General features: G+C 72.6%; 2 protein-coding genes. Both read right to left on the reverse strand.

Going from position 1 to position 2,533, the window contains the following annotated elements; genetic code table 11:
- On the reverse strand, positions 1–1,497 hold a 1,497-nt coding region (locus GT030_RS33960; RefSeq protein ID WP_161204348.1), incomplete at its 3' end, for a polyamine aminopropyltransferase.
- 80 nt (positions 1,498–1,577) lie between these two features.
- Positions 1,578–2,105, reverse strand: a complete 528-nt coding sequence (locus tag GT030_RS33965; protein ID WP_161204349.1) for a DUF2617 family protein — start codon at positions 2,103–2,105, stop codon at positions 1,578–1,580.
- Positions 2,106–2,533: the final 428 nt, after the last annotated feature.

Here is a 2,533-nt window from a genome sequence, read left to right on the forward strand (position 1 = left end):
GGGGCGGGGGGACCTCGGGCCGGGGGTGGAGAGGAGGAAGCCCCAGTCGCGGGGGGTGCGGGAGGTGCCCGCCGAGCGGTCGGGGCCGGTGTCGTGGCGCAGGACCCGGTAAGGGGTGGTGGAGAAGCCCGCCGCGCGCAGGGTCGCCTCGACCGTCCAGAAGACGCGGGGCCGCGCCGACACCGGACCCGCGTGCACCGCGAGGCGGCCGTCCGGGGTGAGGACACGGCGCGTGAGCCCGTAGAACTCCTGGGAGTACAGCCTGGTGCTCGCGGTGATGCCGGGATCGGGGAGGTCCGCGAGGACCACGTCGTACCGCCCGGCCGGCGCCCGCCGCAGCCAGCTCAGCGCGTCCGCCGTGGTGACGTGCACCCGCGGGTTGTCGTACGCGTGCGCGTTGAGGGACGACAGGCCGGGGTCGTGGCGCGCCAACCGCACCAGACCCGCGTCCAGTTCGACCACGTCCACCCGCGAGACCCCCTTGTGCCGCAGCACCTCCCGCGCGGCCAGTCCATCCCCGCCGCCCAGGATCAGCACCCGCCGGTGCGGCCCCGACAGCGCGGGACGGACCAGCGCCTCGTGGTACCGCCGCTCGTCCCGCCCCCCGGCCCGCAGCCGCCCGTCGAGGAAGAGGTCGAGCGGCTTGCCGTGCGTGCCCCCGGCGAGGACCACCTCCTGTACGTCCGTCTGCGCGGCCACCCGCACGTCCGGCCCGTACACCGCACGCCGGGCGGCCGCCTCGAAGTCGCCGGCGAGTACGGCCGCGGAGGCGAGCACGCCGAGCACCGCGAGCCCGGCCACGAGCAGCGTCCAGCGGGCGCGCCGGGTGAGATCGCGGCGGAACAGCCCGAGCACCAGCGCGCTCCCCGCGACCACGTTCACCGACCCGGTGAGCAGCGCGCCGGTCAACTGGCCCAGGAACGGCAGGAGCAGGAAGGGGAACGCCAACCCCCCGACCAGCGCGCCCACATAGTCGGCAGCGAAGAGATCGGCCACCGCCCCGCCCGCGTCCTGCCGCCGGATGCGCTGGATCAGCTCCATCAGCAAGGGCACCTCGGCCCCCACCAGCAACCCGATGGCCAGCGAGAACCCGACCAGCAGACAGCACGGCCCGTCCGCCCAGATCCCGCCCCACCCCCCGGTCCACGCGAAGACCGCGTACAGCGCCATCGCACTGCACCCGCCCACCAGCGCGAGCGCGGTCTCGATCGCGCCGAACCCCACCGCCGCGTGCCAGCGCAGCCGTTTCGCGCCGAGCGAGCCGATGCCCATGGCGAACACCATCACCGACAGCACCACGGACGCCTGGGTGATCGAGTCACCGATCAAGTAGGAGGCGAAGGCGACGAGTTCGAGTTCGTACACCAGCCCGCAGGCCGCACAGACGAAGACGCACGCGAGCACCAGGAAGCGCCCGGTACCGGGCTGGACGGGCAGCCGCGGGGGCTCGGTCCAGGGCGGGGCACCCGGGGACACGGGGGCGTACGGATCGATCACGCTGCGACGTTACGTCACCGCAGTGGGACGCTTCGTCACCCACACGTGTGGAAACTCCCCGTCAACCTGGCCCTGTTGGTTTAACAGGCACCTTGCCCGGCCGGGACTCTCACCCCGACGCGGGTACGGGTCACCACCAACTGCCCGTCCTGCGGGTACGCGTGCCAGGTACGCCACCGCACCTGGCCCTCGTGCCGCTGGGCGAGCATCGCGGTGAAGGCGTGCGGGCTGCCGGGGAAGACCCCGGCGAGTCCGTGCGGATGGTCGGAGACCAGCGCCAGCAACTCCTGGGCGCGGACCGCGAAGGAGCCCGGCGTGAGCATCTCCACGCGCGCCGCGAACTCGTACTCCCAGTCGCCGACGCGTTTGGCGACGCCGAGGGGGAGCGGGGTGGAGGAGCCGGGCATGCACGCGACCGTCTCCGAACAACTGCCCCGGTCCGTCTCCAGAAGGACCTGGTGCGAGGCGCCGAGCAGCCTCAACTGAATTTCGGCGCCGCTCAGTTCGAGGTCGAGGGTGGCCAGGGCCGGGAGCGGTTCGCGGCCGAGGGCCCAGGCGAGGTCTGCGGCTCGGGTGTCGGTGTAGGACGTGTTCAGGGTCGTGAGCATGGGTCGGCTCCGCTAACACACAAGGAGAGGGCGGCACACCTCGGTGACACCGGGCGATTCGGCCAGGTCGGCCCGGCTGGAGAAGCGGTGTCCCTAGGACGTCCGAGGGCTTGAGGTGGTGTTTTAGAGGGAATCACGAACACTGGCCGTGCCACAGCGTTTTTACCCAAGTTCGGAGGGTTTCCATCCCTCAGAGGGCTCCACAGCTCAACTGTTCAACTACGGCGTACGCCCAGCGCGGAGCGAGGTGCTCCGCCGGTTCGCCCGCCCTGGGCGCCGCCCCTTGGGCGTTTCCGCCACGCTGGGGCGGTCGCAGGCGGCCGGATATCGCCGCTGCGGCCGCCCGAGCGCTTCGGTGGGCGTGCGTCGGTATGCGTGCCGCGGTGTGCGTGCCGCGGTGTGCGTGCCCCGAGGGCTCAGTTGCCGCC

This window comes from Streptomyces sp. SID1328, from assembly GCF_009865595.1.
Lineage (GTDB): Bacteria > Actinomycetota > Actinomycetes > Streptomycetales > Streptomycetaceae > Streptomyces > Streptomyces griseoluteus.

Bases quoted from the DNA above. Each gene is read 5' to 3' on its own strand.
- GT030_RS33965 (WP_161204349.1), bottom strand. From the start codon at position 2,105: ATGCTCACGACCCTGAACACGTCCTACACCGACACCCGAGCCGCAGAC.